At 71.5% G+C, this 25,214-nt stretch carries 19 protein-coding genes and 1 pseudogene; 6 read left to right on the top strand and 14 right to left on the bottom strand.

Annotated features, from left to right (window positions below; genetic code table 11):
* The 4 genes and pseudogenes from ACIRNI_RS30700 to ACIRNI_RS30685 form a co-directional block, all read left to right on the top strand.
* A pseudogene (locus tag ACIRNI_RS30700) lies at nt 1–436 on the top strand (2-oxoglutarate ferredoxin oxidoreductase subunit alpha); the annotation flags it as partial.
* Nucleotides 429–1,478 (top strand): 2-oxoacid:ferredoxin oxidoreductase subunit beta, encoded by a 1,050-nt coding sequence (locus ACIRNI_RS30695; protein ID WP_403556473.1) that lies wholly within the window; start codon nt 429–431, stop codon nt 1,476–1,478. The pseudogene ACIRNI_RS30700 and the gene ACIRNI_RS30695, both read left to right, overlap by 8 nt.
* 223 nt (nt 1,479–1,701) lie before the next feature.
* Nucleotides 1,702–2,715 carry an EamA family transporter RarD gene (gene rarD / locus ACIRNI_RS30690; protein WP_403556471.1) on the top strand — a complete coding sequence of 338 codons (1,014 nt, stop codon included), beginning with the start codon at nt 1,702–1,704 and terminating at the stop codon, nt 2,713–2,715.
* Between the two features lie 329 nt (nt 2,716–3,044).
* Entirely contained in the window at nt 3,045–4,376 is a 1,332-nt protein-coding gene (locus ACIRNI_RS30685) for a M28 family peptidase (protein ID WP_403556469.1), read from the top strand.
* A gap of 88 nt (nt 4,377–4,464) precedes the next feature.
* Here ACIRNI_RS30685 and ACIRNI_RS30680 read toward each other — a convergent pair whose 3' ends face one another.
* Nucleotides 4,465–5,625 carry an outer membrane lipoprotein carrier protein LolA gene (locus tag ACIRNI_RS30680; protein ID WP_403556467.1) on the bottom strand — a complete coding sequence of 387 codons (1,161 nt, stop codon included), beginning with the start codon at nt 5,623–5,625 and terminating at the stop codon, nt 4,465–4,467.
* Nucleotides 5,626–5,761: 136 nt separating this feature from the next.
* Nucleotides 5,762–6,772, bottom strand: a complete 1,011-nt coding sequence (locus ACIRNI_RS30675; RefSeq protein WP_403556465.1) for a polyprenyl synthetase family protein — start codon at nt 6,770–6,772, stop codon at nt 5,762–5,764.
* A gap of 182 nt (nt 6,773–6,954) precedes the next feature.
* Here ACIRNI_RS30675 and ACIRNI_RS30670 point away from each other — a divergent pair, with 182 nt between their 5' ends.
* Both ACIRNI_RS30670 and fahA read left to right on the top strand, forming a co-directional pair.
* The gene (locus tag ACIRNI_RS30670; RefSeq protein ID WP_403556463.1) at nt 6,955–8,919 is read left to right on the top strand and encodes a CocE/NonD family hydrolase; all 1,965 of its coding nucleotides are present in this window, start codon (nt 6,955–6,957) and stop codon (nt 8,917–8,919) included.
* Between the two features lie 58 nt (nt 8,920–8,977).
* Nucleotides 8,978–10,216 carry a fumarylacetoacetase gene (gene fahA / locus ACIRNI_RS30665; RefSeq protein ID WP_403556461.1) on the top strand — a complete coding sequence of 413 codons (1,239 nt, stop codon included), beginning with the start codon at nt 8,978–8,980 and terminating at the stop codon, nt 10,214–10,216.
* Between the two features lie 4 nt (nt 10,217–10,220).
* Here fahA and ACIRNI_RS30660 read toward each other — a convergent pair whose 3' ends face one another.
* From ACIRNI_RS30660 to nuoE, 12 genes are all read right to left on the bottom strand, one after another.
* On the bottom strand, nt 10,221–11,048 hold the full coding sequence (locus tag ACIRNI_RS30660) for a carbohydrate-binding protein (RefSeq protein WP_403556459.1): 828 nt from the start codon (nt 11,046–11,048) through the stop codon (nt 10,221–10,223).
* Between the two features lie 47 nt (nt 11,049–11,095).
* Nucleotides 11,096–12,079 (bottom strand): AraC family transcriptional regulator, encoded by a 984-nt coding sequence (locus ACIRNI_RS30655; protein WP_403556457.1) that lies wholly within the window; start codon nt 12,077–12,079, stop codon nt 11,096–11,098.
* A 163-nt stretch (nt 12,080–12,242) separates the two neighbouring features.
* The gene (gene nuoN / locus ACIRNI_RS30650; protein ID WP_403556455.1) at nt 12,243–13,907 is read right to left on the bottom strand and encodes an NADH-quinone oxidoreductase subunit NuoN; all 1,665 of its coding nucleotides are present in this window, start codon (nt 13,905–13,907) and stop codon (nt 12,243–12,245) included.
* A complete protein-coding gene (locus ACIRNI_RS30645; protein WP_355362814.1) occupies nt 13,904–15,475 on the bottom strand; it encodes an NADH-quinone oxidoreductase subunit M in 1,572 nt (523 codons plus the stop codon). The genes nuoN and ACIRNI_RS30645 overlap by 4 nt, the downstream gene beginning before the upstream one ends.
* A gap of 5 nt (nt 15,476–15,480) precedes the next feature.
* Nucleotides 15,481–17,421 (bottom strand): NADH-quinone oxidoreductase subunit L, encoded by a 1,941-nt coding sequence (gene nuoL / locus ACIRNI_RS30640; RefSeq protein ID WP_403556453.1) that lies wholly within the window; start codon nt 17,419–17,421, stop codon nt 15,481–15,483.
* 11 nt (nt 17,422–17,432) lie between these two features.
* Nucleotides 17,433–17,732 carry an NADH-quinone oxidoreductase subunit NuoK gene (nuoK, locus tag ACIRNI_RS30635; protein WP_064070011.1) on the bottom strand — a complete coding sequence of 100 codons (300 nt, stop codon included), beginning with the start codon at nt 17,730–17,732 and terminating at the stop codon, nt 17,433–17,435.
* On the bottom strand, nt 17,729–18,589 hold the full coding sequence (locus tag ACIRNI_RS30630; RefSeq protein ID WP_403556451.1) for an NADH-quinone oxidoreductase subunit J: 861 nt from the start codon (nt 18,587–18,589) through the stop codon (nt 17,729–17,731). The genes nuoK and ACIRNI_RS30630 overlap by 4 nt, the downstream gene beginning before the upstream one ends.
* Complete coding sequence (nuoI, locus tag ACIRNI_RS30625; RefSeq protein ID WP_403556449.1) at nt 18,586–19,209, bottom strand: NADH-quinone oxidoreductase subunit NuoI; 624 nt, start codon at nt 19,207–19,209, stop codon at nt 18,586–18,588. The genes ACIRNI_RS30630 and nuoI overlap by 4 nt, the downstream gene beginning before the upstream one ends.
* Complete coding sequence (gene nuoH, locus ACIRNI_RS30620) at nt 19,202–20,560, bottom strand: NADH-quinone oxidoreductase subunit NuoH (RefSeq protein WP_403556447.1); 1,359 nt, start codon at nt 20,558–20,560, stop codon at nt 19,202–19,204. Before nuoH ends, nuoI begins: the two co-directional genes overlap by 8 nt.
* Nucleotides 20,557–23,052, bottom strand: a complete 2,496-nt coding sequence (locus ACIRNI_RS30615; protein ID WP_403556445.1) for an NADH-quinone oxidoreductase subunit G — start codon at nt 23,050–23,052, stop codon at nt 20,557–20,559. The genes nuoH and ACIRNI_RS30615 overlap by 4 nt, the downstream gene beginning before the upstream one ends.
* The gene (nuoF, locus tag ACIRNI_RS30610; RefSeq protein WP_403556443.1) at nt 23,049–24,392 is read right to left on the bottom strand and encodes an NADH-quinone oxidoreductase subunit NuoF; all 1,344 of its coding nucleotides are present in this window, start codon (nt 24,390–24,392) and stop codon (nt 23,049–23,051) included. The genes ACIRNI_RS30615 and nuoF overlap by 4 nt, the downstream gene beginning before the upstream one ends.
* The gene (nuoE, locus tag ACIRNI_RS30605) at nt 24,392–25,207 is read right to left on the bottom strand and encodes an NADH-quinone oxidoreductase subunit NuoE (RefSeq protein ID WP_403556478.1); all 816 of its coding nucleotides are present in this window, start codon (nt 25,205–25,207) and stop codon (nt 24,392–24,394) included. The genes nuoF and nuoE overlap by 1 nt, the downstream gene beginning before the upstream one ends.
* Nucleotides 25,208–25,214 lie beyond the last annotated feature (7 nt).

Raw genomic sequence — 25,214 nt, 5'->3', positions numbered from 1 at the left:
CGAGAAGCAGGACGGCACGGGCAACATCTCCTACGACCCCGCCAACCACGACCTCATGGTCCGCACCCGCCAGGCCAAGATCGACGGCATCACCGCCCCGGACCTGGAGGTCGACCACCAGGACGGGGCCCGCACGCTCGTCCTGGGCTGGGGCTCCACCTACGGCCCGATCACCGCCGCCGTACGCCGCGTCCGCAGGGACGGCGGCCGCATCGCGCAAGCCCATCTGCGCCACCTCAACCCCTTCCCGAAGAATCTCGGCGAGGTGCTGGCGCGCTACGACAAGGTCGTCGTGCCCGAGATGAACCTCGGGCAGCTCGCCGGTCTCATCCGGGCGAAGTACCTCGTGGACGCGCACAGCTACAACCAGGTCAACGGCATGCCGTTCAAGGCCGAGCAGCTCGCCACGGCTCTCAAGGAGGCCACCGATGTCTGAGGCGCTCAAGCTCGTGCCGAAGGCCGAGGCCAAGCAGTCCATGAAGGACTTCAAGTCCGATCAGGAAGTGCGCTGGTGCCCCGGCTGCGGTGACTACGCGATCCTCGCCGCCGTCCAGGGCTTCATGCCCGAGCTCGGCCTGGCCAAGGAGAACATCGTCTTCGTCTCCGGCATCGGCTGCTCCTCCCGCTTCCCGTACTACATGAACACCTACGGGATGCACTCCATCCACGGCCGCGCCCCCGCCATCGCCACCGGACTGGCCTCCTCCCGCCCCGACCTGTCCGTCTGGGTCGTCACCGGCGACGGCGACGCCCTCTCCATCGGCGGCAACCACCTCATCCACGCCCTGCGCCGCAACGTCAACCTCAAGATCCTCCTCTTCAACAACCGGATCTACGGACTGACCAAGGGCCAGTACTCCCCCACCTCCGAAGTCGGCAAGATCACCAAGTCCACCCCCATGGGCTCACTCGACGCACCCTTCAACCCCGTCTCCCTGGCCATCGGAGCAGAAGCCACCTTCGTCGCCCGCACCATCGACTCCGACCGCAAACACCTCACCGACGTCCTGCGCGCCGCCGCCGACCACCCCGGCACCGCACTCGTCGAGATCTACCAGAACTGCAACATCTTCAACGACGGCGCCTTCGACGCCCTCAAAGACAAGCAGCAGGCCGAAGAAGCCGTCATCCGCCTCGAACACGGACAACCCATCCGCTTCGGCCCCGACAACACCAAGGGCGTCGTACGCGACACCACCACCGGCGACCTCACCGTCGTCACCGTCACACCCGAAAACGAGGCCCAGGTCCTCGTCCACGACGCCCGCAACCCCAGCCCCACCACCGCCTTCGCCCTCTCCCGCCTCGCCGACCCCGACACACTGCACCACACCCCCATCGGCGTCTTCCGCAGCGTGGACCGCCCCGTCTACGACACACAGATGGCCGACCAACTCGACACCGCCATCGAACGCAAGGGCAAGGGCGACCTCGCCGCACTCCTCGCCGGCGGCGACACCTGGACGGTCGTCGGGTAGAACACCGGGCGGGCACAGCCGTCGCAGTGCACGCAGTCAGGGGCGTCCTCCGCGGGCGCCCCTCCTTCTTTGCTCGCGCACGCGCCGAGCTCGTACGACACCGCCGCACGTCATGAGTGTTTCGCGGAACGGACATGACAGGGCGCCCTGCCCGGCGTTACCTTTCTTCAGCAGGCCAGGGCGGCCAGGGCAGGGCAGGGCGGTCGGGGACAGGAGGCGGTCAATGGCGGCGAAGAGCGGTGGCGGCGATCAGCGGGCGGGGCTCCTCTACGGGATCGGGGCCTACGGCATGTGGGGCCTGGTCCCCCTCTTCTGGCCGCTGCTGAAGCCCTCGGGCGCCATCGAGATCCTGGCCCACCGGATGGTGTGGTCGCTGGCCGTCGTCGGCATCGCCCTGCTCGCACTGCGCCGCTGGGGCTGGGTGCGCGAACTGCTGCGGCAGCCGCGCAAGCTCGGTCTGATAGCGATCGCCGCGTCCGTGATCACCGTCAACTGGGGCCTGTACATCTGGTCCGTGAACACGGGCCATGTGGTGGAGGCGTCCCTCGGCTACTTCATCAACCCGCTTGTCACCATCGCCATGGGCGTCCTGCTCCTCAAGGAGCGGCTGCGGCCCGCGCAGTGGGTGGCGGTCGGCACCGGCTTCGCGGCGGTGGTGGTCCTGACCTTCGGGTACGGGCGGCCGCCGTGGATCTCGCTGACGCTCGCCTTCACGTTCGCGGTGTACGGCCTGGTGAAGAAGAAGGTCAACCTCGGGGGCGTGGAGTCGCTGGCCGCCGAGACGGCGATCCAGTTCCTGCCGGCGATGGCGTACCTGGTGTGGCTCGGCTCCCGGGGCTCGCTGACGTTCGGGGCCGAGGGTGCGGGGCACGCGGCGCTGCTCGCCGCGACGGGCGTGGTCACCGCCGCGCCGCTGGTCTGCTTCGGCGCGGCGGCGATACGGGTACCGCTGTCGACGCTGGGGCTGCTGCAGTACTTGGCGCCAGTGTTCCAGTTCCTGCTCGGAGTCGCGTACTTCCACGAGGCGATGCCGCCGGAGCGGTGGGCGGGCTTCTCGCTGGTGTGGCTGGCGCTGACGATCCTGACGTGGGACGCGCTGCGGACGTCGCGGCGTACGCGGGCGGAGGCGCTGCGCTTGGCGAAGGCGGCTGCGGCAGCGCGGGTGCCCGAAAACCGGATTACCCAGGACCGGATTACCGAGGAGCGGACTCCCGAGGACCGGGCGCCGCGCCTCTGAGTGTCCGTAGCGGGATCCGGCCGGTGTCCGGCATGCGGACGACGCGTGCGACGCGGCGGGGCGGTGCCGCGCCACGTCGAGGTTCCGGGAGCGAGTGGCGCGTGACGCGCGGGCCGACCGTCACAACGGCCCCGCGACCGACGGGAACGTGAACCGTCCGGTCATCGAACACCTGTGTCCGGAACACGCTCTTGACGACGAGTCAACATCTCGCTGAACATTCAGCACGCCACACCGCACCAGAAGCTCCAACGCCCCGCGCCTCCATGGCCGCGGGGCGTCTCGCACGTTCCGTTCCCATCCCCGTACGGAATCCCCGGAGCCCCCACATGAACCTCTCCAGAGGAACCGCCGCGGCCGCCGCGGCACTCGCCGTCGCCGGGCTGATAGCCACGGCGGCCCCCGCCACCTCGGCCGCGCCGCCAGCCGCTGCCGCCGCTGCCACCGCTGACGCGGCCGCCGCACCCGACATACCCGTCGCCAACGTCAAGGCGCACCTCGCCCAGTTCCAGTCCATAGCCACCGCCAACGGCGGCAACCGCGCCCACGGCCGCCCCGGCTACAAGGCGTCGATCGACTACGTCAAGGGCAAGCTGGACGCCGCCGGATTCACCACCACCGTCCAGCAGTTCACGTACAACGGCACCACCGGCTACAACCTCATCGCCGACTGGCCCGGCGGCGACGCCAACCAGGTCCTGATGGCCGGAGCCCACCTCGACTCCGTCTCCTCCGGCGCCGGCATCAACGACAACGGCTCCGGTTCCGCCGCCGTCCTGGAGGCCGCGCTCGCCGTCTCCCGCGCCCAGTACAAGCCCGCGAAGCACCTGCGCTTCGCCTGGTGGGGCGCGGAGGAACTCGGCCTCGTCGGCTCGAAGTACCACGTCACCAACCTGCCGGCCACCGAGCGCGCCAAGATCGCGGGCTACCTCAACTTCGACATGATCGGGTCGCCGAACCCCGGCTACTTCGTCTACGACGACGACCCGACGATCGAGAAGACCTTCAAGGACTACTTCGCCGGGCTCGGCGTGCCCACCGAGATCGAGACCGAGGGCGACGGCCGCTCCGACCACGCCGCCTTCAAGAACGTCGGCATCCCGGTCGGCGGGCTGTTCACCGGCGCGAGCCGTACGAAGACGAGCGCGCAGGCGCAGAAGTGGGGCGGCACCGCCGGTCAGGCCTTCGACCGCTGCTACCACTCCTCCTGCGACACCACGTCCAACATCAACGACACGGCGCTCGACCGGAACAGCGACGCGCTGGCGCACGCCGTGTGGACGCTGTCCGCCGGGACGACGCCCCCGCCGACCGGTGACACGTACGAGAACACCGCGGACGTCGCCATCCCGGACAACGGCACGGCCGTCACCTCGACGGTCACCGTCTCCGGCCGCACCGGCAACGCCCCCGCCGCGCTGCGCGTCGGCGTCGACGTCGTCCACACCTGGCGCGGGGACGTGGTGCTCGACCTCCTCGCCCCGGACGGCACGGCGTACCGCCTGAAGAACTCCAGCTCCTCCGACTCGGCGGACAACATCCAGACGACGTACACGGTGGACGCGTCGAGCGAGGCGGCGAACGGGGCCTGGAAGCTACGGGCCCAGGACGTGGCCGCCCAGGACACCGGCTACATCAACGCCTTCCGGCTCACGTTCTGACACAGCGGTGACCGTACGTGGGTGGTGGGGCCCGCCACCCACGTACGGCCCGGCCGTACAGCCCGGCCGTACGGCCGGGCGCCGGCGGTTACTTCTCGCCGTTGGCCACGGCGACCAGCTTCTCCGGGGTGACCGCACCCGCGTACACCCGGCCGTCGTCCGTCAGCAGGGCGTTCACCAGGCGGGTCTTGAAGACGGTGCCGGAGCCGAACGTGCCCGAGACCTTGTCGCCCAGGCCGTCCAGGAACGCACCCGCCTCCGCCGGTACGTCCTCCTTCGCCGGTACCCCCTTGCCGCCCGGGGTGTTCAGCCGGGCCACGGTCGTCCAGCCCTCCCCGATGACCTCGAGGCCGCCCCCGACGCCGGCGAAGTCCTTCGCGAACTCCTCCGGAGCCTTCTCCAGCCCCGGCTTCAGCCCCGGCTCCTGCGCCTCCTCCGGCGCCTCCGTGACCTTCGCGTCCTTCGGGAGTGCGAACGTCGCCGCCGCCGGCGTACCGAAGTCGACCTTCGTGAAGCCCGCGTCGATCGCCGCCTTGCCGCCGTCGCTCGGCGTGAGCGTGAACTTCAGCGGCACGCCCTTCTCCGCGTCCACCGCCACCCTGATCGAGCCGATCGTCGAGCCCGAGTCGCTCTGCTTCGGCTTGATGAGCAGCTGGTACGCGTCGCGCCCGGCGATCCGGGTCGTACCGTCGACCGTCACCGAGGTCGTGTCGTCGACCGCCTTGAGCGCCTGGTCGGCGAGGTCCTTGGGGGTGGCCGGGAGCTCGGGCTCAGGGGCGTCACCCGCACCGGCCTCGGTGGAGTGGACCGCCTCCTTCGACGCGCCGTCGTACGCCCAGACGTCGTCCCCGTTGCGTATCAGGCTGTACTCGGCGGCGTCGTCCACGAACGTCAGCCGCTGCTTTTCGGGGCCGTCCGCCGCCACCCTCAGGGTGTGCGTGCCCGAGGCGAGCTCCATGAGCTTCCCGCCCTCATCGCCGCCGGGCCCGCCGAGCCCGCCGAGCGACGGGAGCCCCAGGTCGGCGGTGACCTTCACCGTGCCGGACAGCCGCTCCACGTCCGAGGCGGCGATCTTCTCCACCAGCTGCTGTGCCGTGATCTCCGGCAGTTCGGGGTCCCCGGCCGCCGCGAGCGCCGGGACGAGCCCGATCGTCGCCGCCGCCACCCCCGCCACCGCGACCGGAACGGCGTACCGCGCCATGGTCCGGCGCCTCGCGCCGTCGTTCGGTGCGCTGTCGTTCGGTGCCATGTGTGCCTACCTCCGTGGTCAGCGATCCATCTGGTATCCATCTGACCAAGGCGGCACCCATGCAGGCGTCAGCCCGCGGGCTCGACTTCCGTACTGCTGAAGGATGACCCGGACCCTGAGAGCCCCGGGCCCCTCCCTAACCCGCCCGGTGCACCACCAGGTCGCACAGCTCCTCCAGCGCCGCCTTCGCGGTGCGGTCGGGCAGCGGCGCCAGCAGCGCCCGCGCCTCCTGCGCGTACCGGATGGTGTCCCGGCGCGCCAGATCCAGCGCCGGGTGGACGCGCAGTCGGCGCAGCGCCTCCGCGTGCCGGTCGTCGTCCGTGAGGTCGCTGTCCAGCAGCGCCACCAGCTCGTGGTCCGCCGCCTCGCCGGAGGCCGCCGCCATGGCACGCAGGTGCAGCACCGGCAGCGTGGCGATGCCCTCGCGCAGGTCGGTGCCGGGCGTCTTGCCGGACTCGTGGGAGTCGGAGGCGATGTCCAGCAGGTCGTCGGCGAGCTGGAAGGCGACGCCGAGGCGCTCGCCGTACTGCGTGAGGATGTCGACGACCCGCTCGTCGGCGCCCGACATCATCGCGCCGAAGCGGCCCGCGACGGCGATCAGCGAGCCGGTCTTGCCGGCGATGACGTCGAGGTAGTGCTCGACGGGGTCGCGCCCGTCGCGCGGGCCGGCCGTTTCCAGGATCTGTCCGGTGACCAGGCGTTCGAAGGCCTCCGCCTGGATGCGTACGGCCTCCGGCCCGAGATCCGCCAGGATGTGTGAGGCGCGCGCGAAGAGGAAGTCACCCGTGAGGACGGCGACCGAGTTGCCCCAGCGGGCGTTGGCGCTGGGCACGCCGCGCCGCACGTCGGCCTCGTCCATGACGTCGTCGTGGTACAGCGTCGCCAGGTGCGTGAGCTCGACCACGACGGCCGAGGGCACGACCCCGGGGGCGTACGGATCGCCGAACTGCGCGGCGAGCATCACGAGCAGCGGACGGAAGCGCTTGCCCCCGGCCCGTACGAGGTGCTGGGCGGCCTCCGTGATGAACGGCACGTCGCTCTTGCAGGCATCGAGGAGCCCTGCCTCGACCGCCGCCAATCCGGTCTGGACATCGGCTTCAAGAGCCTGGTCCCGCACGCTCAGCCCGAACGGCCCGACTGCGGTCACGAGGAGATCTCCTGTCTGCTGACGATCACACGGATTGTCGATGTGTCGCTGGATTCACTCAAGTCAGCGTATCCGGTCGGCTTTCGATCACCATGGGCGCCTTCCCGCCACCCCCGGTATGTTCGGGATGGATAGATTTGCCAGGCAATATGCGGTTTTTCCGGACCTCGTGAGGCCTCTCCATGCGCTTCCGCACCTCCTTCCCGTACGAGACGACCCGCGAGGACGTCCGGATCGCGCTGCCCGACAGCACCCGTCTGTACGGCCGGATCTGGCGCCCGCTGACGGACGAACCGGTGCCCGCGCTCCTGGAGTACGCGCCCGACCGGCTGACCGACGCGACCGCCGCCCGCGACGCGCAGCGCCACCCCTGGTGCGCGGGCCACGGCTACGCCTCGGTACGGGTGGACGCGCGCGGGTACGGCAACAGCGAGGGGGTACCGGGCGGCGGCGCACACGACCTCCCGGACGAGGTCGAGGTCCTCAATTGGCTCGCGGACCAGCCGTGGTGCAGCGGCCGCGTCGGCATGATCGGCATCGGCCCCGGCGCGCACACCGCCCTCCGGGTCGCCGCGCTCGCCCCGACCCCGGGCCCGCTCGGCGCGGTGGTCGCCGTCTGCGCCGAGGACACCTCGCACGGTCACGGCCACAGCCACGGCTACAGCCACAGCGCCCGGCTCGCCCGCGCCACCTGCCCGCCGGACCCGCACCACGTCGGCGACCTGTGGCGGGAGATGTGGCTGGCCCGCCTGGAGGCGCTGGACCCGTCCGCCGAGCACCCGCACCTCCCCTACGCGCCGGAGGCCATCGCCGTACCCGTCCTCGCCGTCGCCGGCCGGCACGCGCCGCACCGCGACACAGTGCTGCGGCTCGTGGAGCGCCTGCCGCGCGACCGGGTGCGCGGGATCCTGGGGCCCTGGCCGTACGCGTACCCGGATCAGGGCCTGCCGCCCGGGCCGGCGATCGGCTTCCTCCAGGAGACCCTGCGCTGGTGGGACCACCACCTCAAGGGCGTCACCAACGACGTCATGGCCGAGCCGCTCCTGCGCTCCTGGATCAGCTCCTCCCACCGGCCCGCGACCGCGCCGCCCGAGCTGCCGGGCCGCTGGGTGGGCGACGACGCCTGGCCGCCCCCGCGGGTCACGCCGGTCGCGTACGCGCTCCAGGGCCCGCCCGTCCTCGTCCGCTCGCCGCTCCACACGGGCCTGGACGGCGGGCGGCCGGTCCCCCGCGGCGGTGACGCCGACCTTCCGCCCGACCAGCGCGCCGACGACGCCTGCTCGGCCTGCTTCGACTTCCCCGTACCGGAGGACGGCCCGCCGGTCGAGATCCTCGGCCGCCCCCGGGTCACCCTGGCCGTGCGCCCGCACGGGCCCACCGCGCAGGTGACCGCCCGGCTCTGCGACGTCGCGCCCGGCGGCGCCTCGACCCTCATCGCCCGCGGCACCGACGAAGACGAGGCCACGGGCACAGGCGAGGGCACAGCCAACAGCACCGACACCGACACCGGCACCGGCACCGGCACCGCGTACGTCTTCGACCTCACCCACACCGCCCACTCCTTCGCGCCCGGCCATCGCGTACGGCTCGCGGTCTCGTCCGCGTACTGGCCCATGGTCCGGCCGCACCCGGAGGCCGCGGGCTTCACGCTCGACCCGGTCGGCAGCACGCTCGAACTCCCCCTGCGCACCCCGACGGGCAGCGATGAGACGGCCTTCGAGCGGCCGGAACAGGCCGAGCAGCTCGGCGTCAGCCACCCCGCCACCCTCGACGAGGCGCAGCGCCCCGCGCTGCTGCTCGTCCGGGACGTCGCCCGGGGCGAGTGGCGGCTGGAGGCGGACACCCCTCCGGAAGGCGGTGGCGGTACGCGCGTCCACCCCGACGGCCTCGAATTCACCGAGGACGGCGTGCAGACCTACACCCTCACCGACAGCGACCCGCTGTCCGCCCGCAGCCGCTCGGAGTGGAAGATCCGCTTCCACCGCCCGGACCCGGAGCAGCTCTGGAACGTCACCGTCGACACCCGCTCCGAGACCGCCCACGAGGACGGCGGGCTCGTCACCACCGACGAGGTGATGTGCACGGAAGGCCGGGAAGTCCTCTTCCACCGCACCTGGGTCACGCGCGTTGGCCGTACGGCCGGATGATCACCACGGCACCGTCGTAACGTGTCCCCCACACCCGTGGAAAGCGAGGCAAGCACCGATGCCCGAGCAGTCCGAGCAGCACAGCCCGCTCGACCTGGCCGAAGGCGACCCCTTCGGCCCGCACAACCTCCCGTACGGCGTCTTCAGCACCGCCGACGAGCCCGGCCGCCGCCGCCTCGGCGTCCGCGTCGGCGACCACGTCCTGGACGCGGGCGCGGCGGCCCACGCGCTGGGCTCGCCGTACGCGGCGCTGCTCGCGCAGCCCAGCCTGAACCCGCTGCTCGCCGCGGGCCGCACCGCCTGGCGCGACGTCCGCCGGGCCCTGACCGCCTGGGTCACCGTGCCGGCGCACCGGGCGGACATCGAGCCCCTGCTGCACCCGCTGGCGGACGTCACGCTCCACCTGCCGTACGAGGTCGCGGACTACGTCGACTTCTACGCCTCCGAGCACCACGCCACCAACGTCGGCCGGATGTTCCGTCCGGACGGTGAGCCGCTCACGCCCAACTGGAAGCACCTGCCCATCGGTTACCACGGCCGCTCCGGCACCGTCGTGGTCTCCGGCACCGAGATCACGCGGCCCTCCGGCCAGCGCAAGGCCCCCGCCGACCCGGCGCCGGTCTTCGGACCGTCCGTGAAGCTGGACATCGAGGCCGAGGTCGGCTTCCTCGTCGGTACGCCGTCCGGGCTGGGCGAGCCGGTCGGGCTCGGCGACTTCCGCGACCACGTCTTCGGGCTGACGCTCCTCAACGACTGGTCGGCGCGCGACATCCAGGCGTGGGAGTACGTGCCGCTGGGCCCCTTCCTCGGCAAGTCCTTCGCCACGTCCGTGTCCGCCTGGGTCACGCCGCTGGAGGCGCTGGACGCCGCCCGGGTCGCGCCGCCCGCGCGGGACTTCCCGCTCCTGCCGTACCTGGACGACAGCGCCGAGGAGGAGCCGGGTGGCTTCGAGCTGCACATCACGGTACGGATCAACGGCGAGGTCGTCGCCGAGCCGCCGTTCGCCACGATGTACTGGACGGCCGCCCAGCAGCTGGCCCACATGACCGTCAACGGCGCCTCGCTGCGTACGGGCGACCTGTACGGCTCCGGCACGGTCAGCGGCCCCGAGGTCCACCAGCGCGGCTCGCTGCTGGAGCTCACCTGGAACGGCCAGGAGCCGATCGAACTGTCCACCGGCAAGCGGACGTTCCTGGAGGACGGCGACGAGGTCACGATCACCGCGTGGGCGCCGGGCCCGGACGGCGTGAAGGTCGCGCTGGGCGAGGTGACGGGCCGCATCGCCTCCGCCCGCTGACCCGTTACGCGGCGTCGGCCCGCCACAGGGCCGGTACGGCGGGCGGCTCCCAGCCCGGCTGGGCGGTGTGGGTCTGGAGGCAGACGTAACCGCGCCCGCCGTACGCGACCCTGGCGCCCGGCTGGTACGTGGTGCCCGCCGCCCAGGTGCCGCCCGGGTCGGGCGGCGTCGGGCCGGGCCCGGGCCCCGGGTCCTGCGGCACCTCCAGGACGAAGTCGAACGCCGCCTCCCGCGCGCCGCCCGTGTCGCGCACCGCCATGAGGAGGCGCGGGTCGAAGAGGGCGTCGGTGGTGTTGCGCGGCTCGCCCGGGAAGTACAGCTGCGTGGTGAGCACGGGCCGCCCGGGCGCCTGCACCTTGACGTGGAGGTGCCGGGTCCGGCCCGGGTAGAGGCCCGGCACGATGGTGGAGAGCGTGAACGCGCCCCGCGCGTCCGTGAACTGGTGGCCGCGGAAGCGGAAGCCGGCGTTGTCGTACGCCCCGTTGACGTCCGCCTGCCAGAAGTCCAGCAGGGCGCCGCTGACGGGGCGGCAGGCGAGGCCGAAGACGTACCCGCTGACCGTGAGCCGGACGCCGGGGGTGCCCGGTTCCAGCAGGGAGGTGCGGCGCGGCGAGTTCGGCTTGAAGTAGGGGCCCTCCATCTGCGGCGGGGTCGGGTCGTCGCCGTCGTCGCACGCGGGGGTCGGTTCGGGGGCGGCCGCCGTGCCGGCGGAGGCCGTCATGGTGCGGGCCAGGGCGGGTACGCCCATCAGCGCGGCGGGCGCGGTGATTCCGGCGGCGACCGCGGCACGCAGCACCGCCTTGCGGCTGGGGCGCCCGGGGATCTGTTCCATGCCTGCTCCTCCTCGTGGGGGGGGCGGTCGGGGGATCGGCACCGAACCTATGAGGGCCGGCCGGCCGGGGCGATGGACTGAATCCGGTGGTCGTGGTGAATATCTCCGCCGCGCCGGAAGTCCCCCGGGCTCACGCCCGTCTCACGGCGGAAGAAACGGCAGAAGTACGCCGGGTCCGCCATGCCGACGCGCCGCGCTACCTGACGTACCGTCATGTCGGTACGGGCCAGCAGCCGCTTGGCCTCGTGCGTACGGGCCTCGCGGAGCAGCTGGCCGGGGGTCCGGCCGGTGGCGGTCCTGACGGCCTCCGCGAGGTAGCCGGAGGTCACCCCGATGCGCCGGGCGCAGGCGTGCACCGACCACAGCTCCGGGTCGGTGGCGCCCGCGATCAGCCGTGTGAACTCCTCGGTCACCGCTCTGGCCCGGTCGGAGACGGGCGCCTGGAGCATCCCGGGCGCCCCGGGCACCTCGGGAGCGGCTCCGCCCGGCGGGGCGCCCAGCCGGGCCGCGCGTACGACGAGGACGTGGAGCAGCGCCCGCAGGACGGTCTCGAAGCCGTCGGCGCCCCGGCGGTACTCCTCGTCGAGCTCCGCCACCAGGCGGGACGTCTCCGCGTGGGCGCGGTCGTCCAGCGTCAGCCAGGGGCGCCCGCTCAGGTGCCGCAGGAGGTCGCGGTCGCCCGGGTGGTCGAGGAGGAAGTCCTCGGTGAAGAGGACGACGGAGCCGTCCAGTCCGGTCACGTCCTGCCAGTGGTGCAGCTGGCCGGGCGCGATGACGCACAGGTGGGGCGGGCGCAGCTCCCAGCGGGCGAGGTCGACGACGTGGGCGCCGGCCCCGGCGGTGACGTGGACGATCTCGTAGAAGGTGTGCCGGTGCGGGAAGGCGGCCCGGGACATCGGGCCGATCGTGTCGAAGGTGCCGATGGCGAAGGGCATCACATTGGGCCTCACCACCTCCAGGCGGTGCAGGGGCGGCGCCCCCGGGGGCGGGGAGAGTTCCTTCGTCCCGGGTAACACCGTGGTTCCGCGCATCACCGGCCTCCGCATGGCTTCCGCATGGTCCAGACCAATTCCCGTGCGTCACCACGATGGCACGGCGGCGCACCGCACGGAAGAGCGGCCGGCCGGGTGCCCACGCACCCGGCCGGCCGCTCCCACGATCCGGCGGTCCGACGACAGACCGCCGCGGCTACCGCTACCGGACGAAGACCCCCGCCTGGCCCGCCAGGTCGAGGAAGTACTGCGGCGCGACACCCAGCACCAGCGTGACGGCGACACCGACGGCGATGGCCGTCATCGTCAGCGGCGACGGCACGGCCACCGTCGGCCCCTCCGGCTTCGGTTCGCTGAAGAACATCAGCACGATGACCCGGATGTAGAAGAACGCGGCGATGGCCGACGAGATCACACCGACGACCACCAGCGCCCCGGCTCCGCCTTCCGCCGCCGCCTTGAAGACGGCGAACTTGCCCGTGAAGCCCGACGTCAGCGGGATACCGGCGAAGGCCAGCAGGAACACCGCGAAGACGGCCGCCACGAGCGGCGAACGCCGCCCGAGCCCCGCCCACTTGGACAGGTGCGTCGCCTCGCCGCCCGCGTCGCGCACCAGGGTGACGACGGCGAAGGCGCCGATCGTCACGAAGGAGTACGCCCCCAGGTAGAACAGCACGGAGGAGACGCCGTCGGGCGTGGCCGCGATGACACCTGCCAGGATGAACCCGGCGTGCGCGATGGACGAGTAGGCCAGCAGCCGCTTGATGTCGGTCTGGGTGATGGCGATGACCGCGCCGGCCAGCATGGTGACGACGGCGACGCCCCACATGACGGGCCGCCAGTCCCAGGTGAGCCCCGGCAACACCACGTACAACAGGCGCAGCAGGGCGCCGAACGCCGCCACCTTCGTCGCGGCCGCCATGAAGCCGGTGACCGGCGTGGGCGCGCCCTGGTAGACGTCCGGTGTCCACATGTGGAACGGCACCGCGCCCACCTTGAACAGCAGCCCCATCAGCACCATCGCGGTGCCGATGAGCAGCAGCACGTCGTTGCCCATGGTCTCGGCGAGCGCCGGGGTGACGGCGGTGACCGAGCCGTCGACGACGTCGGCGATCCGGGCGTACGAGACCGAGCCCGCGTACCCGTACAGCAGGGCGACGCCGAACAGCAGGAACGCCGACGAGAAGGCGCCGAGCAGGAAGTACTTCACCGCCGCCTCCTGCGACATCAGCCGCTTGCGGCGGGCGACGGCGCACAGCAGGTAGAGCGGGAGGGAGAAGACCTCCAGTGCGATGAAGAGCGTCAGCAGGTCGTTGGCCGCGGGGAAGACGAGCATGCCGCCGACCGCGAACAGCATCAGCGGGAAGACCTCGGTGGTCGTGTGACCGGCCCTGACGGCGGCCTTCTCGTGCTCGCTGCCGGGGACGGCGGCGGCCTCGGCGGCGAACGAGTCGACCCGGTGCCCGTGGTGGGCCGGGTCGAGCCGCCGCTCGGCGAAGGTGAACACCGCGACCAGCGAGGCCAGCAGAATGGTGCCCTGCAGGAACAGCGCGGGCCCGTCGACCGCGATGGCGCCCATCGCGGCGATGCCCGCCTTGGTGGAGCCGTACCCGCCGACCGCCAGGCCGACCACCGCCGCGAAGGCGGCGGCCAGCGCGACGACGGTCAGGAAAACCTGCGCGTAGTAGCGGGCCCGGCGCGGGACGAACGCCTCCAGGAGGATGCCCAGCACGGCGGCGCCCACCACGATCAGCGTGGGCGCCAGCTGGGTGTACTCGATGGTCGGCGCCCCGATCTTGTCGACGGTGGCCGGTTCGGCTGCCGTCGTCCACAGGCTGTGGACAGCCTCTGCGGCTGCTGCGTTCACTTGGCCGCCTCCACTTCGGGTGCCGGGTCCTTCTGCTGTACGTCCGACATGGTGTGCCGCACCGCCGGATCGACGATCTCGGTCACCGGCTTCGGGTAGACGCCGAGGAGCAGCAGCAGTGCGATCAGCGGCGCGACCACCACCAGCTCACGGGCCTTGAGGTCGGGCATCGCCCGCACCTCCTCCTTCACGGGGCCGGTCATCGTCCGCTGGTAGAGCACCAGCGTGTAGAGCGCGGCGAGCACGATGCCGAAGGTCGCGATGACGCCCGCGACCGGATAGCGGGCGAACGTGCCGACCAGCACCAGGAATTCGCTGACGAACGGCGCGAGCCCCGGCAGCGACAGCGTGGCCAGACCGCCGATCAGGAACGTCCCGGCGAGGACCGGGGCCACCTTCTGCACACCGCCGTAGTCGGCGATGAGGCGCGAGCCGCGCCGCGAGATCAGGAACCCGGCCACCAGCATCAGCGCGGCCGTCGAGATCCCGTGGTTCACCATGTAGAGCGTCGCGCCGGACTGGCCCTGGCTCGTCATGGCGAAGATGCCCATGATGATGAAGCCGAAGTGGGAGATCGACGCGTACGCCACCAGGCGCTTGATGTCCCGCTGGCCGACGGCCAGCAGCGCCCCGTACACGATGCTGATCAGCGCCAGCACGATGATCGCGGGGGTCGCCCACTTCGACGCCTCCGGGAAGAGCTGGAGGCAGAAGCGGAGCATCGCGAAGGTGCCGACCTTGTCCACGACCGCCGTGATGAGCACGGCGACCGGGGCGGTGGCCTCGCCCATGGCGTTGGGCAGCCAGGTGTGCAGCGGCCACAGCGGCGCCTTCACCGCGAAGGCGAAGAAGAAGCCCAGGAACAGCAGCCGCTCGGTGGTGGCCGCCATCTCCAGCTCGCCGCTCGCCCGCGCCGCGGCGATCTCCGTGAGGGAGAAGTTCCCGGCGACGACGTACAGCCCGATGACGGCGGCGAGCATGATGAGCCCGCCGACCAGGTTGTAGAGCAGGAACTTCACCGCGGCGTACGACCGCTGGGCGGCGGCGTTCTCGTCGGTGCCCGCGTGGGCCCGGTCTCCGAAGCCGCCGATGAGGAAGTACATCGGGATGAGCATGGCTTCGAAGAGGATGTAGAAGAGGAAGACGTCGGTGGCCTCGAAGGAGAGGATCACCATCGCCTCGACCGCCAGGATCAGGGCGAAGAAGCCCTGCGTCGGCCGCCACCGCTTGGACTGGGTCTCCAGGGGGTCGGCGTCGTGCCAGCCGGCCAGGATGATGAACGGGATCAGCAGCGCGGTGAGCGCGATGAGCGCCACCCCGATGCCGTCCACGCCCAGTTCGTACCGCACCCCGAAGTCCTTGATCCAGGTGTGCGATTCGGTGAGCTGGTAGCGGTCGCCGCCGGGCTCGAAGCGGACCGCGACGTACGCCGCCAGCACGAGCGTGGCGAGCGAGACGAGCAGCGCCAGCCACTTGGCGGCCGTGCGGCGCGCGGCGGGGACGGCGGCGGTGAGGATCGCGCCGACGGCCGGCACGGCCGCCGTCACCGTCAGGAGGGGAAAGGACATCGGGGTCACACTCCCCTCATCAGCAGGGTCGCGGCGATCAGCACCGCCGTACCTCCGAACATCGAGACCGCGTAGGAGCGGGCGAAGCCGTTCTGCAGCAGGCGCAGCCGGCCGGACAGGCCGCCGAACGAGGCGGCGGTGCCGTTGACCACCCCGTCGACCAGGGAGTGGTCGACGTAGACCAGGGAGCGGGTGAGGTGCTCGCCGCCGCGCACCAGGACGATGTGGTTGAAGTCGTCCTGGAGCAGGTCGCGGCGGGCGGCGCGGGTGAGCAGCGAGCCGCGCGGGGCGACGACCGGCACGGGCCGGCGGCCGTACTGCGCGTACGCGATGCCGACCCCGATCAGCAGCACGACGACCGTGGAGGCGGTCACCGTGCCCGCGCTGATCGGCGGGTGGCCGTGCTCGAACTCGGTCACCGGCTTCAGCCAGTTGACGAACGCGCTGTTGAGCGAGAAGAGCGCGCCCGCGAAGACCGACCCGAAGGCCAGCAGGATCATCGGGATCGTCATGGACTTCGGCGACTCGTGCGGGTGCGGCATCCGGCCGGCGTGGTCCTCGGCCGCGGGCTCGGCGCTCGGTACGGCGTCCGCGTCCGGGGCGGGCTGCCAGCGCTTCTCGCCGAAGAAGGTCATGAGCATCACGCGGGTCATGTAGTACGCGGTGATGCCCGCGCCCAGCAGCGCGACGCCGCCGAGGATCCAGCCCTCCGTGCCGCCCTTGGCGAAGGCCGCCTCAATGATCTTGTCCTTGGACCAGAAGCCGGAGAGCCCGGGGAAGCCGATGATGGCGAGGTACCCGAGGCCGAAGGTCACGAAGGTGACCGGCATGTACTTCCGCAGGCCGCCGTACTTCCTCATGTCGACCTCGTCGTTCATGCCGTGCATGACCGAACCGGCGCCGAGGAACAGCCCGGCCTTGAAGAAGCCGTGCGTCACCAGGTGCATGATCGCGAAGGCGTAACCGATGGGGCCGAGACCGGCGGCCAGGATCATGTAGCCGATCTGCGACATCGTCGAACCGGCCAGCGCCTTCTTGATGTCGTCCTTGGCGCAACCGACGATCGCACCGAAGAGGAGCGTGACCGCTCCGACGACCGTGACCGCCAGCTGCGCGTCCGGGGCGGCGTTGAAGATCGCGCCCGAGCGGGTGATGAGGTAGACCCCGGCGGTCACCATGGTGGCCGCGTGGATCAGGGCCGAGACCGGGGTCGGGCCCTCCATCGCGTCCCCGAGCCAGGACTGCAGCGGCACCTGCGCGGACTTGCCGCAGGCGGCGAGCAGCAGCATCAGCCCGATGGCCGTCAGCATGCCCTCGGACGTCTCACCGGTCGCGGAGAGCACCGGCCCGAAGGTGAAGGTCCCGAAGGTGGTGAACATCAGCATGATGGCGATGGACAGGCCCATGTCGCCGACCCGGTTGACCAGGAAGGCCTTCTTCGCCGCCGTCGCCGCGCTCGGCTTGTGCTGCCAGAAGCCGATGAGCAGGTACGAGGCGAGGCCGACGCCCTCCCAGCCGAAGTACAGCAGCAGGTAGTTGTCGGCGAGGACCAGCAGCAGCATCGCCGCGAGGAACAGGTTCAGATAGCCGAAGAAGCGGCGCCTGCGCTCGTCGTGGGCCATGTACCCGATCGAGTACACGTGGATGAGCGTGCCCACGCCGGTGATGAGGAGGACGAACGTCATCGACAGCTGGTCCAGCTGGAAGGCAATGTCCGCTTGGAAGCTCTCCACCGGCACCCAGCTGAACAGGTGCTGGTGCAGGGCGCGCTCTTCCGCCCCCTTGCCGAGCATGTCGAAGAAGAGCACGACGCCGATGGCGAAGGAGGCGGCCGCGAGCAGGGTGCCGAGCCAGTGCCCGGCCTTGTCCAGCCGGCGGCCGCCGCACAACAGGACGGCCGCTCCGAGCAGGGGCGCCGCGACGAGCAGCGCGATCAGGTTCTCCACGATTCAGCCCCTCACAGCTTCATCAGGCTGGCGTCGTCGACCGAGGCCGAGTGGCGGGAACGGAACAGCGACACGATGATCGCGAGGCCGACCACGACCTCCGCGGCGGCGACGACCATCGTGAAGAAGGCGATGATCTGGCCGTCGAGATTGCCGTGCATCCGGGAGAAGGCGACGAGCGCGAGGTTACAGGCGTTGAGCATCAGCTCCACGCACATGAAGACGACGATCGCGTTCCGCCGGATCAGCACCCCGGCCGCGCCGATGGTGAACAACAGAGCGGCCAGGTACAGGTAGTTGACCGGATTCACTGCGCCTTCTCCTCCTCACGGTCCTGCTCGCGGTCCTGGGGCCGGGGCGCCTGCGGCTCCGACGGGCCCCGGCCCAGGCGCTCCTCGGCGCGCTGCTCCAGCGCCTTGAGGTCCTCCAGGGCCTCGCGCGAGACGTCGCGGATCTGGCCGCGGGCCCGCAGGGTCTGGCTGACGGTGAGCTCCGACGGCGTGCCGTCGGGCAGCAGACCGGGGATGTCCACGGCGTTGTGCCGGGCGTAGACGCCGGGCGCCGGCAGCGGCGGCAGCTGCTTGCCCTCGCGTACGCGCTGCTCGGCCAGCTCCCGCTGGGTACGGGCGGGCTCGGTGCGCTCCCGGTGCGTCAGCACCATCGCGCCGACCGTGGCCGTGATGAGCAGCGCGCCGGTGATCTCGAAGGCGAAGACGTACTTGCTGAAGATCAGCGCGGCGAGGCCCTCCACGTTGCCGCCGGCGTTCGCCGTGGCGAGGCCGTCGAAGGTCTTCAGCGAGGCGCTGCCGATACCGGCGATGAGCAGGATGCCGAAGCCCAGCCCGCAGCCGGCGGCCAACCAGCGCTGGCCCTTGATCGTCTCCTTGAGCGAGTCGGCGGCGGTGACGCCGACCAGCATGACGACGAAGAGGAACAGCATCATGATCGCGCCGGTGTAGACGATGATCTGGACGACGCCCAGGAAGTACGCGCCGTTGGCGAGGTAGAAGACCGCCAGGATGATCATGGTTCCGGCGAGGCAGAGCGCGCTGTGCACGGCCCTCTTCATCAGGACGGTGCACAGCGCGCCGATGACGGCGACGATGCCGAGCACCCAGAACTGGACGGCCTCGCCCGTGGACGTCGTAGACGCGGCAAGGGTGTTCATGCCCCGATCACCTTCTTCGAGGCGGGCTCTTCCTCACCGAAGTCGGACTCCGCGTCCTGCGGCTTCTCGCCCTTGCTGACGGCGGCCTGCTGGACCGTGCCCGGCGCGGCCTCCGTCACCAGGCCCCGGTAGTAGTCCTGCTCCGTCATACCGGGGTGGATGGCGTGCGGACTGTCCACCATGCCGTCCTCCAGGCCCGCGAGGAGCTGCTCCTTGGTGAAGATGAGGTCGGCCCGGGTGGAGTCCGCCAGCTCGAACTCGTTCGTCATCGTCAGCGCCCGCGTGGGGCACGCCTCGATGCACAGGCCGCACAGGATGCAGCGCGCGTAGTTGATCTGGTAGACGCGGCCGTAGCGCTCGCCCGGGGAGTAGCGCTCCTCGTCGGTGTTGTCCGCGCCCTCGACGTAGATGGCGTCCGCCGGGCAGGCCCAGGCGCACAGCTCGCAGCCGACGCACTTCTCCAGGCCGTCCGGGTGGCGGTTGAGCTGGTGCCGGCCGTGGAAGCGCGGCGCTGTCGTCTTCTTCTGCTCCGGGTACTGCTCGGTCAGCCGCTTCTTGAACATGGCCTTGAAGGTCACGCCGAAGCCGGCGACCGGATTCTGGAAGTTGCTGTCAGACACCGTCGGCCTCCTTTCCGTCACTTGTAGTGTCCGGCCCACCACTGACAATCAGCGCCCGGTCACCGCGAGGCCGTCGGCGAGGCACCGGCGGCAGGGTCTGCCCGGGCAGCGGCGGTACGGGGTAACCGCCGGCCATCGGGTCGAACGCGGCGGGCGGCTCGGCGGTCCGCTCCGCCTCCTTCGCCTTCTTGTCGCGGAAGACGTCCGCCACGAAGGAGATCAGCAGCACGGCGATCACCGCGCCCGCCACGTACAGCACGATCTGCTGGAACTCGTAGTTCTCGTTGCGCAGCGCGCGCACGGTCGCGACGAGCATCAGCCAGACGACCGAGACGGGGATGAGGACCTTCCAGCCGAGCTTCATCAGCTGGTCGTAGCGGACGCGCGGCAGCGTGCCGCGCAGCCAGATGAAGAAGAACAGCAGCAGCTGCACCTTGACGACGAACCAGAGCATCGGCCACCAGCCGTGGTTCGCGCCCTCCCAGAAGGTGGAGACGGGCCACGGGGCGCGCCAGCCGCCCAGGAAGAGGGTCACGGACACCGCCGAGACCGTCACCATGTTCACGTACTCGGCGAGCATGAACATCGCGAACTTGATGGAGCTGTACTCGGTATTGAAGCCGCCGACCAGGTCGCCCTCGGACTCCGGCATGTCGAAGGGGGCGCGGTTGGTCTCCCCGACCATCGTGACGATGTAGATGAGGAAGGAGACCGGCAGCAGGACGATGTACCAGCGGTCCGCCTGCGCCTCGACGATCGCCGACGTCGACATCGACCCGGAGTAGAGGAAGACGGACGCGAAGGCGGCGCCCATCGCGATCTCGTAACTGATCATCTGCGCGCACGAGCGCAGTCCGCCGAGGAGCGGGTACGTCGAGCCCGACGACCAGCCGGCCAGCACGATGCCGTAGATGCCGACGGAGGCGACCGCGAGGATGTAGAGCATCGCGATCGGCAGGTCGGTCAGCTGCATCGTGGTGCGCTGCCCGAAGATCGAGATCTCGTTGCCGGCCGGGCCGAAGGGGATCACGGCGATCGCCATGAACGCGGGGATGGCGGCGACGATCGGCGCCAGCACGTACACGACCTTGTCGGCCCGCTTGACGATCACGTCCTCCTTCAGCATCAGCTTGACGCCGTCCGCGAGGGACTGGAGGAGGCCCCAGGGGCCGTGCCGGTTCGGCCCGATGCGCAGCTGCATCCAGGCGACGACCTTGCGCTCCCACACGATGGAGAAGAGCACCGTGATCATCAGGAAGGCGAAGCAGAAGACCGCCTTGATCACCACGAGCCACCAGGGGTCGCGGCCGAACATGGACAGGTCTTCCGCTGCCAGGGTGTACGGGATCATGCCTCCACCTCCGTGCGGTCCGCGGAGATCGGGGTCGCGGCGCCGATGCGCACCAGGTCGCCCGGGCGGGCGCCCAGGGCCGACAGGGCGCCGCCGGGGGTCGAGTTGAGCGGGAGCCACACCACGCGGTCCGGCATCGGCGTCACCCGCAGCGGCAGTTCGAGCGAGCCGGAGGGGCCCGTCACCGCCAGCAGGTCGCCGTCCTTGACGCCGGTCTCCGCCGCCGTGGCCGCCGAGAGGCGGGCGAGGGAGGCGTGGCGCGTACCCGCCAGGGCCTCGTCGCCCTCCTGGAGGACGCCGAGGTCCAACAGCATCCGGTGGCCCGCCAGCACGGCCTCGCCCGCGGCCGCGTGGGGCAGCGGCCGCCCGGACGCCACCGGGTCGGACGCCCGCGTGCCGTCCCAGGCGCCGAGCCGGTCCAGCTCGCGGCGTACGGCCTTCACGTCCGGCAGGGCGAAGTGCGCGTCCATGGTGTCGGCCAGCATGTGCAGCACGCGCGCGTCGGCCGGGGCGAGCGTGCGCGTCATGTGCTCCGGCTTCAGCGCGGCCTCGAACATCCGGACCCTGCCCTCCCAGTTGAGGAAGGTGCCGGGCTTCTCGGCGACCGCGGCCACCGGGAGGACGACGTCCGCCCGCTGCGTGACCTCGCTCGGCCGCAGCTCCAGCGACACCACGAAGGCCGCGTCGAGCGCCTCCCGCGCGCGTGCCGGGTCCGGCAGGTCCGCGACCTCGACGCCCCCGACGAGCAGGGCGCCCAGCTCACCGGTGGCGGCGGCCTCCACGATCTGGCCGGTGTCGCGCCCGTAGCGGTGCGGCAGTTCCCGTACGCCCCACGCGGCGGCGACCTCCTCCCGCGCGCGCGGGTCGGTCGCGGGCCGCCCGCCCGGCAGCAGCGACGGGATGGCACCCGCCCAGAGGGCGGCGCGCTCCCCGGCCCGGCGCGGGATCCACACCAGCTCCGCCCCGGTCGCCGTCGCGGCGCGCACGGCCGCGGTCAGCGCGCCCGGCACCGCGGCCAGCCGCTCACCGACGACGAGCACCGCGCCGGGCTGCCGCAGCGCCTCCGCGGCGGCGGTACCGTCGGCGTCCAGCCCCGTGCCGGAGGCCAGGGCGTCCAGCCACTCGGTCTCGGTCCCGGGCGCGGCCGGCAGCAGCGTGCCGCCCGCCTTCTCCAGGCCCCGCGTGGCGTGCGACGCGACCGCGTACGTCCGCTGGCCGTGCTTGCGCCACGCCTTGCGCAGCCGCAGAAAGACGCCCGGCGCCTCCTCCTCCGCCTCCAGCCCCACCAGCAGCACCGCCGGGGCCTTCTCCAGGGAGGTGTACGTGACGCCGTGCCCGTCCAGGTCGCGGCCGCGCCCGGCGACCCGCGCGGCGAGGAAGTCGGCCTCCTCGCTGCTGTGCACCCGCGCCCGGAAGTCGACGTCGTTCGTGTCGAGGGCGACGCGCGCGAACTTGGCGTACGCGTACGCGTCCTCGACCGTCAGCCGCCCGCCCGCCAGGACGCCCGTGCGCCCCCGGACCAGCCCGCGCGCGGCGGCCTCCAGGGCCTCCGGCCAGGAAGCCGGCGCGAGCACGCCGTCCTCGCCGCGCACCAGCGGCGTCGTCAGCCGGTCACGCTGCTGCGCGTACCGGAACGCGAACCGCCCCTTGTCGCACAGCCACTCCTCGTTGACCTCCGGGTCGTTGGCGGCGAGCCGCCGCATGACCTTGCCGCGCCGGTGGTCGGTGCGCGTGGCGCAGCCGCCCGAGCAGTGCTCGCAGACCGACGGGCTGGAGACCAGGTCGAAGGGACGGGAGCGGAACCGGTACGCGGCCGAGGTCAGCGCGCCGACCGGGCAGATCTGGATGGTGTTGCCGGAGAAGTACGACTCGAACGGGTCGCCCTCACCGGTGCCGACCTGCTGGAGCGCGCCGCGCTCGATCAGCTCGATCATCGGGTCGCCCGCCACCTGGTTGGAGAACCGGGTGCAGCGCGCGCACAGCACGCACCGCTCGCGGTCGAGCAGCACCTGCGTGGAGATCGGCACCGGCTTGGCGTACGTCCGCTTCTGCCCCTCGAAGCGGGAGTCGGCCTGGCCGTGCGACATGGCCTGGTTCTGCAGCGGGCACTCGCCGCCCTTGTCGCAGACCGGGCAGTCCAGCGGGTGGTTGATGAGCAGCAGCTCCATCACGCCGACCTGCGCCTTCTCGGCGACGGGCGAGGTCAGCTGCGTCTTGACGACCATGCCGTCGGTGCAGGTGATGGTGCAGGACGCCATCGGCTTGCGCTGGCCCTCGACCTCGACAATGCACTGCCGGCAGGCGCCGGCCGGGTCGAGGAGCGGGTGGTCGCAGAACCGGGGGATCTCGATGCCGAGCTGCTCGGCGGCGCGGATCACCAGCGTCCCCTTGGGGACGGAGATCTCGATCCCGTCGATGGTCAGCGTGACGAGGTCCTCCGGCGGGACGGCAGCCGCGCCGCCCCCGGCGGGGTTGGACGCCATGACGGTCATGCCGTCACCTCCACGTGGTTGTCCGCCCAGGCGGTCGACTTGGCCGGGTCGAAGGGGCAGCCCTTGCCCGTGATGTGCTGCTCGTACTCGTCGCGGAAGTACTTCAGCGAGGAGAAGATCGGCGAGGCGGCGCCGTCGCCGAGGGCGCAGAACGACTTGCCGTTGATGTTGTCGGCGATGTCGGCGAGCTTGTCGAGGTCGCTCATGGCGCCCTTGCCCGCCTCGATGTCGCGGAGCAACTGCACCAGCCAGTACGTGCCTTCGCGGCACGGGGTGCACTTGCCGCACGACTCGTGGGCGTAGAACTCGGTCCACCGCGTCACGGCCCGCACCACACAGGTCGTCTCGTCGAAGCACTGGAGCGCCTTGGTGCCGAGCATCGAGCCGGCGGCGCCCACGCCCTCGTAGTCGAGCGGGACGTCGAGGTGCTCGTCGGTGAACATCGGCGTCGACGAGCCGCCGGGCGTCCAGAACTTCAGCCGGTGACCGGGGCGCATGCCGCCGCCCATGTCGAGCAGCTGGCGCAGGGTGACACCGAGCGGTGCCTCGTACTGGCCCGGCGAGGCGACATGGCCGCTGAGCGAGTACAGCGTGAAACCGGGGGACTTGTCGCTGCCCATCGACTTGAACCAGTCCTTGCCCCGGTTCAGGATCGCGGGAACCGACGCGATGGACTCGACGTTGTTCACCACAGTGGGGCACGCGTAGAGACCGGCGACCGCGGGGAAGGGGGGACGAAGCCGGGGCTGGCCACGACGGCCTTCGAGCGAGTCGAGCAGCGCGGTCTCCTCACCGCAGATGTACGCGCCCGCGCCCGCGTGCACGGTGAGTTCGAGGTCGAGTCCGCTGCCGAGGATGTTGGTGCCGAGGTAGCCCGCCGCGTACGCCTCCCGCACCGCCTGGTGCAGCCTGCGCAGGACGGGGACGACCTCGCCGCGCAGGTAGATGAAGGCATGGTTCGACCGGATCGCGTAGCAGGCGATCACGATCCCCTCGATGAGGGAATGCGGGTTCGCGAAGAGGAGTGGGATGTCCTTGCAGGTCCCGGGCTCCGACTCGTCGGCGTTGACAACAAGATAGTGCGGCTTGCCGTCGCCCTGCGGGATGAACTGCCACTTCATGCCGGTGGGGAAGCCCGCGCCGCCCCGGCCGCGCAGGCCGGAGTCCTTGACGTACGCGATGACGTCGTCGGGCGACATGGCGAGGGCCTTGCGCAGACCCTCGTACCCCTCGTGCCGCTTGTACGTCTCCAGCGTCCAGGAGTGCGGATCGTCCCAGAACGCCGACAGGACCGGCGACAGCAGCTTCTCGGGGCTGGTCATCTCGGTGGCCAACGTCATCACTCCCCCTCCTCGGTGACCGGGCCGGACGGGTGCTGCGGGTCGGAGGCCGAGGTCGGCTGCGGCGCGTCGTGGGAGCTGAGATGCCCGGAGCCGGGCGTCGGCTCGTCCTGCGGGGCCTCCCCGCGCGGGTGGACCACGCGCGCGCCGGGTGCGGCCTCGCCCTTGGCGAGCCGGAGCCCGACGAGCGAGGCGGGGCCCGCGCCGCCCGACGCCTCGACCGCGCCGGGGCGCTCGTCCGGGAAGCCGGCCAGGATGCGGGCGGTCTCCTTGTACGTGCACAGGGGCGCGCCGCGGGTCGGGGTGACCGGGCGGCCGGCGCGCAGGTCGTCGACGAGCCGCTTGGCGGTCTCGGGCGTCTGGTTGTCGAAGAACTCCCAGTTGACCATCACCACGGGCGCGAAGTCGCAGGCGGCGTTGCACTCGATGTGCTCGAGGGTGACCTTGCCGTCCGGCGTCGTCTCGTTGTTGCCGACGCCGAGGTGCTGCTTCAGCTCGTCGAAGATGGCGTCGCCGCCCATGACGGCGCACAGGGTGTTGGTGCACACCCCGACCTGGTAGTCGCCGGAGGGCCTCCGCCGGTACATGGTGTAGAAGGTGGCGACGGCGGTGACCTCGGCGGTGGTCAGGCCGAGGGTCTCCGCGCAGAACCGCATGCCGGTGCGGGAGACGTAGCCCTCCTCCGCCTGCACCAGGTGCAGCAGCGGCAGCAGCGCGGAGCGGCTGTCGGGGTAGCGGGCGACGATCTCCCGGGCGTCCGCGTCCAGCCGGGCCCGCACCTCGGCGGGGTAGTCCGGGGCGGGCAGCTGTGGCATGCCCAGG

The sequence above is a fragment of the Streptomyces sp. NPDC093546 genome, from assembly GCF_044765045.1.
In the GTDB taxonomy this organism is placed as follows: Bacteria; Actinomycetota; Actinomycetes; order Streptomycetales; family Streptomycetaceae; genus Streptomyces.
This window is presented reverse-complemented; position numbering and strand designations above follow the sequence as displayed.

Excerpts from the sequence above, each read along its gene's own strand:
- nuoF (WP_403556443.1), bottom strand. The coding sequence starts at position 24,392 with ATGACGTTGGCCACCGAGATGACCAGCCCCGAGAAGCTGCTGTCGCCG.
- ACIRNI_RS30660 (WP_403556459.1), bottom strand. The coding sequence starts at position 11,048 with ATGGAACAGATCCCCGGGCGCCCCAGCCGCAAGGCGGTGCTGCGTGCC.
- nuoE (WP_403556478.1), bottom strand. The coding sequence starts at position 25,207 with ATGCCACAGCTGCCCGCCCCGGACTACCCCGCCGAGGTGCGGGCCCGG.
- ACIRNI_RS30615 (WP_403556445.1), bottom strand. The coding sequence starts at position 23,052 with ATGACCGTCATGGCGTCCAACCCCGCCGGGGGCGGCGCGGCTGCCGTC.
- nuoH (WP_403556447.1), bottom strand. The coding sequence starts at position 20,560 with ATGATCCCGTACACCCTGGCAGCGGAAGACCTGTCCATGTTCGGCCGC.
- ACIRNI_RS30630 (WP_403556451.1), bottom strand. The coding sequence starts at position 18,589 with ATGAACACCCTTGCCGCGTCTACGACGTCCACGGGCGAGGCCGTCCAG.
- ACIRNI_RS30685 (WP_403556469.1), top strand. The coding sequence starts at position 3,045 with ATGAACCTCTCCAGAGGAACCGCCGCGGCCGCCGCGGCACTCGCCGTC.
- ACIRNI_RS30695 (WP_403556473.1), top strand. The coding sequence starts at position 429 with ATGTCTGAGGCGCTCAAGCTCGTGCCGAAGGCCGAGGCCAAGCAGTCC.
- ACIRNI_RS30670 (WP_403556463.1), top strand. The coding sequence starts at position 6,955 with ATGCGCTTCCGCACCTCCTTCCCGTACGAGACGACCCGCGAGGACGTC.
- ACIRNI_RS30680 (WP_403556467.1), bottom strand. The coding sequence starts at position 5,625 with ATGGCACCGAACGACAGCGCACCGAACGACGGCGCGAGGCGCCGGACC.
- ACIRNI_RS30655 (WP_403556457.1), bottom strand. The coding sequence starts at position 12,079 with ATGCGCGGAACCACGGTGTTACCCGGGACGAAGGAACTCTCCCCGCCC.
- fahA (WP_403556461.1), top strand. The coding sequence starts at position 8,978 with ATGCCCGAGCAGTCCGAGCAGCACAGCCCGCTCGACCTGGCCGAAGGC.
- rarD (WP_403556471.1), top strand. The coding sequence starts at position 1,702 with ATGGCGGCGAAGAGCGGTGGCGGCGATCAGCGGGCGGGGCTCCTCTAC.
- ACIRNI_RS30645 (WP_355362814.1), bottom strand. The coding sequence starts at position 15,475 with ATGTCCTTTCCCCTCCTGACGGTGACGGCGGCCGTGCCGGCCGTCGGC.